14 protein-coding genes are annotated in these 12,853 nt (G+C 72.1%); 12 read left to right on the top strand and 2 right to left on the bottom strand.

Going from position 1 to position 12,853, the window contains the following annotated elements:
* The first annotated feature begins 64 nt into the window (after positions 1 to 64).
* Complete coding sequence (locus tag ACYF6T_RS36150; RefSeq protein WP_461701876.1) at positions 65 to 2,305, top strand: putative bifunctional diguanylate cyclase/phosphodiesterase; 2,241 nt, start codon at positions 65 to 67, stop codon at positions 2,303 to 2,305.
* Between the two features lie 21 nt (positions 2,306 to 2,326).
* Here the strand turns inward: ACYF6T_RS36150 and ACYF6T_RS36145 are convergent, their stop codons facing one another.
* Positions 2,327 to 2,908: a TetR/AcrR family transcriptional regulator gene (locus ACYF6T_RS36145; RefSeq protein ID WP_461701875.1), complete on the bottom strand. Its 582-nt coding sequence runs from the start codon at positions 2,906 to 2,908 to the stop codon at positions 2,327 to 2,329.
* A gap of 95 nt (positions 2,909 to 3,003) precedes the next feature.
* On the opposite strand from ACYF6T_RS36145, the gene ACYF6T_RS36140 reads away from it, so the two are divergent.
* From ACYF6T_RS36140 to gatB, 6 genes are all read left to right on the top strand, one after another.
* The gene (locus ACYF6T_RS36140; RefSeq protein WP_461701874.1) at positions 3,004 to 3,375 is read left to right on the top strand and encodes a DUF4267 domain-containing protein; all 372 of its coding nucleotides are present in this window, start codon (positions 3,004 to 3,006) and stop codon (positions 3,373 to 3,375) included.
* 26 nt (positions 3,376 to 3,401) lie between these two features.
* Entirely contained in the window at positions 3,402 to 3,893 is a 492-nt protein-coding gene (locus ACYF6T_RS36135) for a cupin domain-containing protein (protein ID WP_461701872.1), read from the top strand.
* 85 nt (positions 3,894 to 3,978) lie between these two features.
* The gene (gene gatC, locus ACYF6T_RS36130; RefSeq protein ID WP_031117542.1) at positions 3,979 to 4,275 is read left to right on the top strand and encodes an Asp-tRNA(Asn)/Glu-tRNA(Gln) amidotransferase subunit GatC; all 297 of its coding nucleotides are present in this window, start codon (positions 3,979 to 3,981) and stop codon (positions 4,273 to 4,275) included.
* A gap of 2 nt (positions 4,276 to 4,277) precedes the next feature.
* A complete protein-coding gene (gatA, locus tag ACYF6T_RS36125) occupies positions 4,278 to 5,777 on the top strand; it encodes an Asp-tRNA(Asn)/Glu-tRNA(Gln) amidotransferase subunit GatA (RefSeq protein ID WP_461701869.1) in 1,500 nt (499 codons plus the stop codon).
* A complete protein-coding gene (locus ACYF6T_RS36120) occupies positions 5,774 to 6,013 on the top strand; it encodes a hypothetical protein (RefSeq protein WP_365883766.1) in 240 nt (79 codons plus the stop codon). The genes gatA and ACYF6T_RS36120 overlap by 4 nt, the downstream gene beginning before the upstream one ends.
* 15 nt (positions 6,014 to 6,028) lie before the next feature.
* Entirely contained in the window at positions 6,029 to 7,543 is a 1,515-nt protein-coding gene (gene gatB / locus ACYF6T_RS36115) for an Asp-tRNA(Asn)/Glu-tRNA(Gln) amidotransferase subunit GatB (protein WP_461701868.1), read from the top strand.
* 61 nt (positions 7,544 to 7,604) lie between these two features.
* On the opposite strand, the gene ACYF6T_RS36110 is transcribed toward gatB, so the two are convergent.
* Positions 7,605 to 8,396 carry an SAM-dependent methyltransferase gene (locus ACYF6T_RS36110; RefSeq protein ID WP_461701866.1) on the bottom strand — a complete coding sequence of 264 codons (792 nt, stop codon included), beginning with the start codon at positions 8,394 to 8,396 and terminating at the stop codon, positions 7,605 to 7,607.
* 127 nt (positions 8,397 to 8,523) lie between these two features.
* Here ACYF6T_RS36110 and ACYF6T_RS36105 point away from each other — a divergent pair, with 127 nt between their 5' ends.
* From ACYF6T_RS36105 to ACYF6T_RS36085, 5 genes are all read left to right on the top strand, one after another.
* A complete protein-coding gene (locus ACYF6T_RS36105; protein ID WP_461701864.1) occupies positions 8,524 to 8,826 on the top strand; it encodes a hypothetical protein in 303 nt (100 codons plus the stop codon).
* Positions 8,827 to 9,016: 190 nt separating this feature from the next.
* Positions 9,017 to 11,245, top strand: a complete 2,229-nt coding sequence (locus ACYF6T_RS36100; RefSeq protein WP_461701863.1) for an MMPL family transporter — start codon at positions 9,017 to 9,019, stop codon at positions 11,243 to 11,245.
* Positions 11,223 to 11,798, top strand: a complete 576-nt coding sequence (locus tag ACYF6T_RS36095; RefSeq protein WP_461701862.1) for a GNAT family N-acetyltransferase — start codon at positions 11,223 to 11,225, stop codon at positions 11,796 to 11,798. Before ACYF6T_RS36100 ends, ACYF6T_RS36095 begins: the two co-directional genes overlap by 23 nt.
* A 35-nt stretch (positions 11,799 to 11,833) precedes the next feature.
* Positions 11,834 to 12,415: a hypothetical protein gene (locus ACYF6T_RS36090; protein ID WP_461701860.1), complete on the top strand. Its 582-nt coding sequence runs from the start codon at positions 11,834 to 11,836 to the stop codon at positions 12,413 to 12,415.
* Positions 12,416 to 12,634: 219 nt separating this feature from the next.
* Positions 12,635 to 12,829, top strand: coding sequence for a hypothetical protein (locus tag ACYF6T_RS36085; RefSeq protein WP_461701858.1), 195 nt, complete (start codon positions 12,635 to 12,637; stop codon positions 12,827 to 12,829).
* The last annotated feature ends 24 nt before the right edge of the window (positions 12,830 to 12,853 follow it).

Genomic DNA, 12,853 nt, shown 5'->3' with positions numbered 1-12,853 from the left:
GAGGGAACAACGGGGAAGGGTTTTCCGCGTGGCGTGGGCACCGCCGGCTGTGAGAGGGACGGGAATGGAACCGACCGAGAGCGCCGCCCCGGACTCACGGCTGCTCCGGCGCCGGGTGTCCGGCGCGTGGCGGGCGAGCCGCTGGGCCGTGCGGCCTGCGGAGCGTCCGGGCGCTGAGGGGCGCGGCACCGGACAGTACACCGCGACGCACGATCCCGGCGCCCCCCGCTTCACCGTGGCGCACCCCCCCGGCCTTCCCGGCGCCGAGACGGAACGCCGCCTTCCCTGGCCCACCCTGCCCGCGGCGGTCGTCGCGGCGGCCGCCTTCGTCCTGGGCGCCGGCTTCTTCCGGGCCTTCACCGGGACGCACGCGCTCTTCCCGTCCGGCACCACCGGCTGGTCCCTGGCCGTGCTGACCGGCATCATCGTCGGCCACCTGGTCATGATGGGCCGCGCCCGCTGGTGGGGCGGCACCGGCTCAGGCGCCGCCCTCACCCTCGCCGTGCTGCTGCTGTACGGCTGGGTCCCGGCCGGCATGGTCAGCCTCACCGTCGTCGTCCTGGTCGGCATAGCCCGGCGGGGCCGCTGGCGGCAGGGCGTGCTGCACGGCTCCGTGGACATCCTCGGCATCGGCGCCGGCGCCCTGGTGCTCGGCGTCTTCGGCCGGGTGCCCTCCGTGGAACAGCCCTGGAACCCCGGCACCTGGACGGTCTACACCGCCCCCGAGGTGGTGCTGGTGGCCGCCGCCTACCTCCTCGTCACCCGCACCCTGCTGTGGTACCTGCACGCCCCGCGCCACGCCGGACTGCCCACCGTCGCCCGCACCGCCCTGGTCAGACAGGGCCTGGTCGCGGTCGCGCTGCTCGGCATCGCGCCGCTGGTGTGCGTGGTCGCCGCCGCCCAGCCGGTGCTGCTGCCGCTGTTCTCCATCCCGCTGATCGCCCTCGACTCCACCCTGTGGATCGCCCGCGCCCGGGCCGAGGAGCAGCTGCGCGACCCGCTGACCGGGCTGCCCAACCGGCAGTGGCTGCTGGAGCGCATCTGGACCGCGCTGGACGACGCCGAGCGCATCGGCGCCCGCTCGGCCCTGATGCTCATCGACCTGGACCGCTTCCGGTCGGTCAACGACACGCTGGGCCATCTCGCCGGCGACCGGCTGCTGCTGCAGATCGCCGACCGGCTGCGGGTGGCGCTGCCGCGCGGGGCGGAGGCGGCGCGCCTCGGCGGCGACGAGTTCGCCGTCTTACTGCCGGTGGCCGACTCCACCACGTCCGCGACGCGGGTGGCCCGCGGGCTGGTCGCCGCGCTCAGCTCCCCGCTCGACCTGGACGGGCTCACCCTCGTGCTGGAGGCCAGCGCGGGCGTCGCCGTCTTCCCCGACCACGCGCTGGACGCCGAGGGGCTGCTGCGGCGCGCGGACGTGGCCATGTACCAGGCGAAGCGGGACCGCACGGGCGTGGAGGTGTACGAGTCCAAGCGGGACTCCAACACCCCGGACCGGCTCGGGCTGCTGGGTGACCTGCGGCGCGCGCTGGACGCGCACGAGGTGCAGCTGCACTACCAGCCCAAGGTCCGCTTCGACGGCCAGGTGGCCGGGCTGGAGGCGCTGGTCCGCTGGGTGCACCCGGAGCGGGGGAAGGTGCCGCCGGACGAGTTCATAGCGATCGCCGAGTCGTCCGGGCTGATGCCCCATCTCACCGAGTACGTGCTGGAGACGGCGCTCGGGCAGGTGGCCGAGTGGCGGTCGCAGGGCCTGTACGTCCCGGTGGCGGTCAACGTGTCGCCGCGCGACGTGCACACGCCGGGGTTCGCGGGCTCGGTGGCGGCGCGGCTCGCCCGGCACGGGGTGCCCGCGGGGGCGCTCCAGCTGGAGATAACGGAACACGTCCTGCTGGAGGACCCGCAGCGGGCCGCGGACACACTGGCCGGGCTGACCGCGCACGGCGTGAAGATGTCCCTGGACGACTTCGGCACCGGCTACTCGTCCCTGGTCCACCTGCGCCGGCTCCCGGTCAGCGAGCTGAAGATCGACCGCTCCTTCGTGGCCCGGCTGGCCGTCGACACCGAGGACGCGGAGATCGTGCGCTGCACGGTCGACCTCGCCCATTCGCTGGGCCTCCTGGTCGTCGCCGAGGGCGTCGAGGACGACGAGACCTGGGAGCGGCTGCGGGACCTCGGCTGCGACGCCGTACAGGGCTGGCTGGTGGCCGCGGCCATGCCCCCCGAGGAGACCACGGCATGGCTGCGGGCCCGGGGCTCCCGGGGGTGGCAGCGGCCACGGGCCGCCCTGCCGGCGGCCGAGTAGCCCCCACCGCCCGCGCGGACCTCAGAGCGCGGCCGTGAAGTGGCCGATCAGCAGGGCCAGCCGCTGGTCGTGGGCGCGTTCCGGCAGTCGGCCGCTGCGCATCAGCGTGACCAGGCCGTGCAGCCCCGCCCAGTAGGTCTCCGTCAGCAGGGCGACGTCCTCGCCCTCCGCCGCGATCGGCTCCACCACCGCGACCAGCTCCCCGAACGCCTCCTGCAGCGGCGCCGGGGCCTCCGGTGTGGCGAACGGCAGGTCCACCGCGTGGGTGAACATCGCGTCGTACAGGGCCGGTCGCCGCCGTCCGAAGGACGCGTACGCCTCGCCCACCGCCGCCAGCGCCTCGCGCGGGCCCTCGGCCGCCGTGCGCGCGGCGCGCAGCTCCACCGCCAGGTCCGCGCAGCCCTGCACCGCGACCGCCGCCATGATCGCGTCCTTGCCCTTGAAGTGGCTGTAGAGGACGGGCTGGCTGTACTCGATCTCCGCCGCCAGCCGCCGGGTCGTCACCGCGTCCCAGCCCTCGGCCTCCGCCAGCTCCCGCGCGGCCGTGACGATCAGCCGCTCGCGTTCCGCTCGTTCGCGCTCCCGGCGCGTCTGGATCGACATGCCAGGAATTCTAGCAGCGCTAGCCAATCTGTCGGTGCTCTGCTAGCTTCGCTCTTGCCGCTAGCGCCGCTAGCGAATCGATGAAGGAGCGAGAAATGACCGTCACCGCCTACACGCTGGCCGTGCTGCTCGACCTGTTCTGCCTCTTCCTCGGCTACCGGTTCCTGTTCCAGCCCGCCGCGGCCGCCGCCGGCTACGGGGTGCCCGCCCGGCCGGAGGGCGACGCCGGGGCCTACCTCTCGATCAAGGGGCTGCGCGACGGCACCCTCGGCGTGGTCGGGCTGGCCGTGCTGGCCTTCGCCGGCGCACACGCCGAGGCCTGGTTCCTGCTGGCCGTGGCGCTGATCCCGTTCGGCGACACCGTGATAGTCCTGCGCAACGGCGGAGCGAAAGCCGTGGCGTTCGGGATCCACTTCGCCACGGCGATCGTTGTACTGATCGGAGCGGGACTGCTGTTCGCGGTCTGACCACGTCTCACTGGGGGAGCCGAGCCATGTCGCTGTTCGTACCGAAGTTCGACGAGACCGTCCTGGTCCGTGACGCGGAGGCCGAGGTCGTCGGCGGCGCTCCGGTCGCCGTGAAGCTGCTGGCCGACAGCAGCGCCACCGGCGGCGCGCTGTCCACCGTGCGCGTCACCCTCGCCGAGGGCGCCGACGGAGCCCGCCCGCACACGCACCACCACTCCGCCGAGATGTTCTACCTGCTCGACGGCGCCCTCGACGTCCTGTCGGGTGAGGACGTCGTCACCGTCGGACCCGGCGATCTGATCGTCGTCCCGCCGGACCGCCCGCACGCCTTCGCCGCCGTCCCGGGCGCCCCGGCGGACCTGCTCATCGTCATCACACCGGGCGTCGAGCGCTTCGAGTACTTCCGCCACCTGCAGCGCATCCGCCTGGGCGAGGTGGCTCCGGAGAGCCTGCTCGACGTGCAGGAGCTGTACGACAACCACTTCCTGCACAGCCACGCCTGGGAGGCCCGCCGCTGAGCCGGGGAAACCGTTTAACGGCCGGAGCCTCCCGCCCCCTAGGATTGGGCCCAAACCACACACACTCACCCCAGAGGAACGCTGCATGCCTGGCATCACGCGCGAGGAGGTCGCCCACCTCGCCCGGCTGGCGCGTCTGGAGCTGAAACCCGAAGAGCTCGACCACTTCGCGGGACAGCTGGACGACATCATCGGCGCGGTCGCCCGCGTCAGCGAGGTCGCCGACCAAGACGTACCGCCGACCTCGCACCCGCTCCCGCTGACCAACGTCATGCGGCCGGACGAGGTCCGTCCGTCGCTCACCCCCGAGCAGGCTCTCTCCGGCGCCCCGGCCCAGGAGCAGCAGCGTTTCAAGGTGCCGCAGATCCTGGGGGAGGACTGACCATGACGGACAGCACCATCATCAAGCTCACCGCCGCCGAGACCGCCGCGAAGATCGCCTCCGGCGAGCTGACGGCCGTCCAGGTCACCGAGGCCCACCTGGCCCGCATCGAGGCCGTCGACGAGAAGGTGCACGCCTTCCTGCACGTCGACCGCGAGGGCGCGCTGGCCCAGGCCCGTGCCGTCGACGCCAAGCGCGAGCGGGGCGAGAAGCTCGGCCCGCTGGCCGGCGTGCCCCTCGCCCTCAAGGACATCTTCACCACCGAGGGCGTTCCGACGACCGTCGGCTCGAAGATCCTGGAGGGCTGGATCCCGCCGTACGACGCGACGCTCACCAAGCGGCTGAAGGCCGCCGACGTCGTCATCCTCGGCAAGACCAACATGGACGAGTTCGCCATGGGGTCCTCGACGGAGAACAGCGCGTTCGGGCCGACCGGCAACCCGTGGGACCTCACCCGCATCCCCGGCGGCTCCGGCGGCGGTTCCTCCGCCGCGCTGGCCGCCCACATGGCCCCCCTCGCCATCGGCACCGACACCGGCGGCTCCATCCGCCAGCCGGCCGCCGTCACCGGCACGGTCGGCGTGAAGCCGACGTACGGCGCGGTCTCCCGCTACGGCATGGTGGCCTTCTCGTCCTCCCTCGACCAGGGCGGCCCCTGCGCCCGTACGGTCCTGGACGCGGCCCTGCTGCACGAGGTCATCGCCGGCCACGACCCGCTGGACTCCACGTCCGTCGACGCGCCGGTCCCGCCGGTCGTCGAGGCCGCCCGCAACGGCAGCGTCGCCGGCATGCGCGTCGGCGTCGTCAAGCAGTTCCGCGGCGAGGGCTACCAGGCCGGCGTCATCCAGCGCTTCGACGAGTCCGTCGCCCTGCTGAAGGAGCTGGGCGCCGAGATCGTCGAGCTGGACTGCCCGTCCTTCGACCTCGCCTTGTCGGCGTACTACCTCATCGCGCCCTCCGAGTGCTCCTCCAACCTCGCCCGCTTCGACGGCCTGCGCTACGGCCTGCGGACCGGCGACGACGGGACGCACTCCGCGGAGGAGGTCACCTCCCTCACCCGCGAGGCGGGCTTCGGCCCCGAGGTCAAGCGCCGCATCATGCTCGGCACCTACGCGCTGAGCAGCGGTTACTACGACGCCTACTACGGCTCCGCCCAGAAGGTGCGCACGCTCATCACGCGCGACTTCGAGAAGGCCTTCGAGCAGGTCGACGTGATCGTCTCGCCGACCACGCCCACCACCGCCTTCCCGATCGGCGAGCGCGCCGACGACCCGATGGCGATGTACCTGGCCGACCTGTGCACCATCCCGACCAACCTCGCGGGCAACGCGGCCATGTCGCTGCCCTGCGGTCTCGCCCCGGAGGACAACCTCCCGGTCGGCCTGCAGATCATCGCCCCGGCCCTGAAGGACGACCGGCTGTACAAGGTCGGCGCCGCCGTCGAGGCCGCCTTCGTGGAAAAGTGGGGGCACCCGCTCCTGGAGGAGGCTCCGTCGCTGTGAGCAAGCTGTCCAAGGCCAAGGACTTCAAGAAGTCCAAGTCCGGCACGTACCTGTCCATGGCCACCACTGCCTTCGGCGCGGTGAGCGTCGTCAAGCAGATCAAGAAGGCCCGCCTGGAGAACGACACGCTGCGGCTGATCGACGCCACCGTCTCCGCCGCCGCGATCGTCACCGGCCTCGCCATCCTGTACCGCGAGCTGAAGCGGCTGGGCGACGACGACGTCCTGCTGGGCTGAGAGGGAAGTTTCACCGTGACCACCACGACCGACCTGGTGTCGTACGAGGACGCGCTGGCGTCGTACGACCCCGTCATGGGCCTTGAGGTCCATGTCGAACTCGGCACCAAGACCAAGATGTTCTGCGGGTGTTCCACCGAACTGGGCGCCGAGCCCAACTCGCAGACCTGCCCCACCTGCCTCGGCCTGCCCGGCTCCCTCCCGGTCGTCAACGCGACCGGCGTCGAGTCGGCGATCAAGATCGGTCTCGCGCTGAACTGCGAGATCGCCGAGTGGTGCCGCTTCGCCCGGAAGAACTACTTCTATCCGGACATGCCGAAGAACTTCCAGACCTCCCAGTACGACGAGCCGATCGCCTTCAACGGCTACCTCGACGTGCAGCTGGAGGACGGCGAGACCTTCCGCGTGGAGATCGAGCGCGCCCACATGGAGGAGGACACCGGCAAGTCCACCCACGTGGGCGGCGCGACGGGCCGTATCCACGGCGCCTCGCACTCGCTGCTGGACTACAACCGCGCCGGCATCCCGCTGATCGAGATCGTCACCAAGCCGATCGTCGGCGCGGGCGAGCGCGCTCCCGAGGTCGCACGGGCGTACGTCCGCGAGCTGCGCGAGGTCATCCGGGCGCTCGGCGTCTCCGAGGCCCGCATGGAGATGGGCCAGATGCGCTGCGACGTGAACCTCTCGCTGATGCCCAAGGGCAGCGAGAAGTTCGGCACGCGCTCGGAGACGAAGAACGTCAACTCGCTGCGCTCGGTGGAGCGCGCGGCCCGCTTCGAGATCCAGCGGCACGCGGCCGTGCTGTCCTCCGGCGGCACGATCGTGCAGGAGACCCGGCACTTCCACGAGGACACCGGGTCGACGACCTCGGGCCGCGTGAAGGAGGAGGCCGAGGACTACCGGTACTTCCCGGAGCCGGACCTGGTCCCGGTCGCCCCGTCCCGCGAGTGGGTCGAGGAGATCCGGGCGGCGCTGCCCGAACTGCCGCTGGTGCGCCGCAACCGGCTGCGCGAGGAGTGGGGCGTCTCCGCCACCGACATGCAGGCCATCCTCAACGCCGGCGCCCTGGAGCCGATCGTGGCCACGATCGACGCCGGTGCCGACGCGGCCTCCGCCCGCAAGTGGTGGATGGGCGAACTGGCCCGCAGCGCCAACGAGTCGGGCGTCTCCCTGGACGAACTGGCCATCACCCCGGCGCAGGTCGCCCGGGTCACCGAGCTGGTCGCCAAGGGCGACCTGAACGACAAGCTCGCGCGCCAGGTCATCGAGGGCGTCCTCGCGGGCGAGGGCACCCCGGACGAGGTCGTCGACAAGCGCGGCCTGAAGGTCGTCTCCGACGAGGGCGCGCTCACCGCCGCCGTCGACGAGGCCATCGCCGGCAACCCGGCCATCGCCGACAAGATCCGCGGCGGGAAGGTGGCCGCGGCCGGCGCCCTGGTCGGCGCGGTCATGAAGGCCACCCGCGGCCAGGCCGACGCGGCCCGCGTCAAGGAGCTCATCCTGGAGAAGCTCGGCGTCAGCGAGGGCTGAGCACACCCGGCCGGCACGGCCCCGGAGAGGCGCTGACGCGCTCTGCGGGGCCGTACGGCTGCTACGTGCGGCGCCCGACGACCCGTACGAACCCCAGCGCGCGGCCCTCGTCGGCGCGGACCATCTCGGCGACCCGGCGGGCTGTCGTGCGGTGGAACTCCTCCGGGCTCTCCTCGGCGACCACCTCGCACCACAGCAGCCAGTCCCGCCAGCCGTCCTCCAGCCAGTCGGCCGTCTCCACCTCGACGGCACCGCTGCGGGTCCAGTGCCGGCGCCACCAGCCGGCGGAGTGGAAGCACCAGTACTCCGGCTCCCACCAGGGCCGCAGATGCTCCGGCGGCTCGGCCCCTTCGGGCTCCTCCCGCAGCGCCGGCACGACCACGCCGATCCGTCCGCCCGGCTTCAACAGCCGGGTCAGCGTGGGCAGATACAGGTCGCCCGTACCGAAGTACTGGTAGGCGTCGATGCTGACGACCGCGTCGAAGCCGCCCTCGGCGAAGGGCAGGTCGTGGGCCTCGACGTGCACGGGCTGCACCCGGTCGGCGAACCCCGCCTCGGCGATGCGCCGGGCGTTGTCGTCGGCCCCGACCCACAGGTCGGCCGCGGTGACCTGGGCGTGGAACTCGCGGGCCAGGAACACGGACGTCATCGCGCGACCGCAGCCCAGGTCGAGCACCCGGGCGCAGGGGCGCAGGCCGTCCAGGCCGAGCGCGGGCGCCAGCCACTCCAGCAGCCACAGCGCGTGCGGGCCCATCTGGTTGTCGATGGTCCAGCGGACGTCGTAGTGGTTGCTGCGCGGGTAGCGGGGGTGGGTCAGGCGGTCGGCCAGGGTGTCCCGTGCGGCGTCGGACATCGGTGAGCGGGCTCCTTGGGTGCGGGGATCCGGGGCAGCGCAAGGGGATACGCAGAAGCACCGTCGTATCTTCAAACGAGACCCGGCGCACCAGGTTTCTCAGCCGGACGCGCTACGCTCGCCCGCCATGAGTGGACGCGGTGATTCCGAGACCTCCGGCATACGGGACGTCGCGGACCCGGCCGCCGAGGCGCGGCGGGCCCGCTGGACGGCTGCCGGAACCGGGGCGCTGCTGGCTCTCGCCGGGCTGGCCGCCTCCGCGCTCCGGGCCGCCTCCGGCCTGCCGGCGCTGGTGCCGGCCGCCTACGCCTTCGGCGCCGCCGTCTGCGCCGGGGCCGCCGTCCTGGGCTCGCGCGGGCACACCCGGCGAGCGCTGTGGCTGCTGATCTTCGGGGCGATGGTGATGGCCCTGGGAGACCAGTTCGACTGAGGTGACAGAGTTCTCGTTACTGTCCTGTGATCTGCCTCCCACTCCTGTGAAGAAGCACACGAACGGCATAAACGATCACATTCGCCTGCGAGAGTGGTCTTCGCATTGCTCATGCGTTCTTTGCGGGCTGTTCATGTTATGAACGACTGTTCCCGGTCAAAGATCCACACATCCCCATGGGAGCACGTTCGTGGCAGCACTCGCACGCTGGTGTGTCCAACGCCGCCTCCTCGCCGTTCTGCTCTGGCTCCTCGCCTTCGGCGGGGTGAGCGCGGCCGCCGCCGTCGCCGGCTCGGCCTACTCGAACGACTACGAGGCACCCGGCACCGAGTCGGGCCGCGCCACCCAGCTGCTGCGGGACGGCTTCCAGGACGCCGGCGGGGACAGCGACACCGTCGTGTGGCACACCACGTCCGGGACCGTGCGCGCCGCCGACGTCGAGCAGACCATGACCAGGGTCCTCGACAAGATCGGCAACCTCCCCGGGGTCGCCTCCGTGACCGGCCCCTACGACGGCCAGGGCACGAGCCGGATCAGCGCCGACGGGCACACCGCGTACGCCACGATCACCTTCGCGGACCGGGCCGAGAACATCCCCAGGGGCGAGGCCCAGGCCGTGGTCAAGGCGGCCAGGGCCGCCGACGGCGACGGCCTCGAAGTGGAGCTGGGCGGCAGCGCGATCGCCCTCACCGAGTCCTCCGGCGGGCATCTGGCCGAGGTCGTCGGCGTGGTCGTCGCCGCGGTCGTGCTGTTCCTCGCCTTCGGCTCGCCGGCCGCCTCCCTGCTGCCCATCGCGACCGCGCTGGTCGGCGTCGGCACCGCGTACGGCGCGATCGTGCTGCTCGGGCACGCGATGACGGTGGCCGACTTCGCGCCCATGCTCGGCATGCTGATCGGGCTCGGCGTCGGCATCGACTACGCCCTGTTCATCGTCACCAGACACCGGCGCGGCCTGAAACGCGGGCTGTCCGTCACCGAGGCCGCCACCAACGCCGTCGCCACCACCGGACGCGCCGTCGTCTTCGCGGGTGCCACCGTTTGCATCGCCCTGCTCGGCATGCTGATCCTGCGGCTGAGCTTCCTCAACGGCGTCGCGATCGCCGCCTCGCTGACCGTCGTCCTCACGGTCGCCGCCTCCGTCACCCTGCTGCCCGCCCTGCTGTCCTTCATCGGCATGCACGCCCTCAGCCGGCGCGAGCGGCGGCGCCTGACCGAGCACGGCCCGCAGCCCGAGATGCCGACCGGGTTCGCGCACCGCTGGTCGGCGTTGGTCGAGCGCCACCCCAAGGTGCTCGGCGTCGTCGCGCTGGCCGTGATGACGATCCTCGCCCTGCCCACCCTCTCCCTCCACCTCGGCACCTCCGACCAGGGCAACGACCCGAAGACGTCCACCACACGCCAGGCCTACGACCTGCTCGCCGACGGCTTCGGCCCCGGCGTCAACGGCCCGCTCACCCTGGTCACCAAGGTCGACGGCGCCGAGGACAGGCTCGCCCTCGACAACCTCGACGCCACCCTGCGCACCACCGAGGGCGTCGCCTCGGTGACCCCGGTGACGTACGACGCGGGCGGGGACACCGCCTACTTCACCGTCGTGCCGACCTCCGCACCCCAGTCGCAGAAGACCAGCGACCTCGTCGACCGGCTGCGCACCGAGGTGCTGCCGCGCGCCGAGACCGGCACCTCGCTCGACCTGCACGTCGGCGGTGTCACGGCCTCCTACGACGACTTCGCGGACGTCATCGTCGGCAAGCTGCCCCTGTTCGTGGGCGTGGTCATCGGCCTGGGCTGCCTGCTGTTGCTGCTCGCCTTCCGGTCCGTCGGCATCCCGGTGAAGGCCGCCGCGATGAACGTCGCCGCGGTCGCCGCCGCCTTCGGCGTCGTCGTCGCGATCTTCCAGTGGGGCTGGGGCAGCGAGCTGCTGGGCCTGGGCCGGGCGGGCCCCATCGAGCCCTTCCTGCCCGTGATCATGGTGTCGGTCCTCTTCGGCCTCTCCATGGACTACCAGGTCTTCCTGGTCAGCCGGATGTACGAGGAGTGGCTGGAGACCGGCGACAACCGGCGCGCGGTCCGCGTCGGGCTCGCCGAGACCAGCCGGGTCATCAACTCGGCCGCGGTCATCATGATCTCCGTCTTCCTCGCCTTCGTGCTCAGCGGCGACCGCGTGATCGCCATGTTCGGCATCGCCCTCGCCTCCGCCGTGGCCCTGGACGCCTTCGTCCTGCGCACCCTCCTCGTCCCCGCCCTCATGCACCTCCTCGGCAGCGCCAACTGGTGGCTGCCGGGCTGGCTGGAGCGCCGTATGCCCCGCATCAGCATCGAGCCGCCCGAGTGCCGCGCCGCCCATGAGAGGCTCACGGACGTCGTGGCGGAACTGGAGAAGGAGCAGCGGGGCGATGTACGCGATATCCCTGGGTGACGACGGGGCCGAACTGCGGCCGCTGGAGCCCTGGCACGCCGAGGAGTTCCACGCCCACCTGGAGCGCGGCCGGGAGTTCATCGGCCGGTTCATCCCCTTCGGGCAGCACGTCACCGACGTGGCCTCGGCGCGCGAGACGCTCCAGCGCTACGCGGACATGCGCGCCGCCGACACGGCCTCGTACCACGGCATCTGGCGGGACGGGAAACTCGTCGGCGGGGTGCTCACCCTGAACTTCGACGCGGCGACCGGCAACTGCGAGGTCGGGTGCTGGCTGGAGCCGGCCGCGACCGGACGCGGACTGATCACGCGCGCGATGCGGGTCCTCATCGACTGGGCGGTCGAGGAACGCGGCATCCACCGGGTCGAATGGGTCGCCGCCTCGGGCAACACCCCCAGCCTGAACGTCGCCCGGCGCCTGGGGATGACCCGCGACGGAGTACGCCGCGAAGCGCACCCCTATGGTGGGGTGCGGCACGACTTGGAGGTGTGGTCGATCCTCGCCCCGCAGTGGCGTGAAGCACGCGCGCGTGCCGCACAGAACGATCATTAAGCCCCCTCTCAGAGAGCGTCCGTACGGTGCCAGACATGGGAACGAAGACAGTTGACGAGGCCGGTACGACCGAGGCCACCGAAGTGAAGCCCGACGAGGAGACGGAGGACCTCACCGCGGCCGGCGAAGCCGAGGAGGCGGACGACGAGGCGACGGACGCGGAGGCGACGGACGGGGCGGCCGGTGAGGACGCGCAGCTGGCCGCCGAGGCGGAGGCCGGTCCCTCCGGTGTCGGCCAGGGCGCGGGCGCGGTCGTCTCCGCCGCACTCGGCTTCGTCTCGCTGACCGGCAGCTGGGTCGGCACCGTGGCCGCGGCCCGCGAGACCCTCAAGGGCCAGCTGGAGACCTCCTCGACGGCGAGCGTCGCCAAGCAGGTCAAGGAGATCTACGGCGACGCCTGGCACGCCACCGCGTTCTGGGGCGGCGTGTTCGCGCTGCTCGCGCTGATCGTCGGCGTCGTGGTGCTGGTCCGGCCCGCCTTCGGCGTCCCCGGCAGGCCGCAGCCCGTGTGGATCAAGTCGGTCGCGTGGGGCGGCGTCGCGCTCGGTGTCCTGGGGCTGCTGCTGGCGGTCCTCAAGTACACCGACGTCCTGTTCAGCCTGCCCTCCACGAGCTGATCACCGCCCGAGTCGGCGCAGGTCATGAGGGGCCTTAGGCCCTCCGTCAGCACACCCGTGCGCCTTACGGAGGTCCCTGAGGCCCCTCACGCGCGTCTAAGGCCCCCGCGGCCCCGGAAGATGCGGAACTCTCCCGATGTGGCGCACCCCCCTGGGAGACGAAGGTTGAGTCATCGCCGAGAGCGAAGCCGGAACCGACCTTCTGCCAGGGGACACACCATGTATGAGTACGACCTTCACCAGTTCCGTTCCGCCGAACTGATCCGCCAGGCCGAGCACGAGCGCCTGGCCCGCGAGGTGGTCCGCGACCGCCGCGCCGCCCGCCGCGAGGCGGAGCGCTCCGAGCGCGACCGGGCGGCCACGGAATCCCATACCTCGCGCTTCCGCCGGAACCGGCAGCCGCGCGCCGCGTGACGGCGGGGGAGACGGGGGAGACGA

The sequence above is a fragment of the Streptomyces sp. 7R007 genome (genome assembly GCF_054850255.1).
The sequence above is the reverse complement of the archived record's forward strand: the minus strand, read 5'-3'. Positions and strand labels throughout refer to the sequence as shown.